The organism is Azospirillum sp. TSO35-2 (genome assembly GCF_003116095.1).
Taxonomy (GTDB): Bacteria; Pseudomonadota; Alphaproteobacteria; order Azospirillales; family Azospirillaceae; genus Azospirillum.
Genome location: NZ_LGRA01000008.1, coordinates 1,146,255 through 1,147,058, shown reverse-complemented (window position 1 = coordinate 1,147,058; position 804 = coordinate 1,146,255). Strand labels below are relative to the sequence as shown.

Annotated in this window: 1 protein-coding gene; it reads right to left on the bottom strand. The window is 71.0% G+C overall.

The features are described 5' to 3' along the window. On the bottom strand, positions 1 to 804 hold an 804-nt coding region (locus TSO352_RS06710; protein ID WP_247871933.1), incomplete at both ends, for an Ig-like domain-containing protein.

Sequence of the window (804 nt, the reverse complement as noted above, 5' to 3'; positions counted from 1 at the left end):
GATCGACCACACGCCGCTGCCGTTCGCCGTGCCGCTGCCGACGACGCTGGTGCCGTCATACAGGGTGACGACGCTGTTGGCTTCCGCCGTGCCGGTGACCGTGGGTGCAACGACGTTGGTGATGCGGTCGCTGGCGCTCACCCCGCTGTCGGAGCCCGACGCCAAGGCCAAACCGGTCGGCGCCACGATCGTGCTGTCGATGGTGACCGCCAGCCCGGTGGAGGCGGTGGAGCTGTTGCCGGCCACATCCACCGCGGTGGCGGTCAGGGTGTGCCCACCATTGCCCAGCGTGGCGCTGGTGATGCTCCAGCTTCCGTTGGCGGTGGCCGTGCCGCTGCCGACGGCGGTGCCGTTGTCGTAGAGGGTGACGACCGAATTGGCTTCGGCGACGCCGGCAACGGTCGGAGCGGTGACCTTGGTGATGCCGTCGGCGCTGCTCGATCCGCTGTCCGACCCAGACGCCAGCGTCAGGTCCGTCGGTGCCGCAATCGTGCTGTCGATGGTGACCGCCAGCGCGGTGGAGGCGGTGGAGCTGTTGCCGGCCACGTCCACCGCGGTCGCGGTCAGCGTGTGCCCGCCGCTGCCCAGGGTGGCGCTGGTGATCGACCACACGCCGCTGCCGTTCGCCGTGCCGCTGCCAACGACGCTGGTGCCGTCATACAGAGTGACGACGCTGTTGGCTTCCGCCGTGCCGGTGACCGTCGGGGCCACCACATTGGTGATGCGGTCGCTGGCGCTCGCCCCGCTGTCGGAGCCCGAGGCCAGGGCCAGGCCGGAGGGTGCCCCCGGCGCCGCGATGTCGAT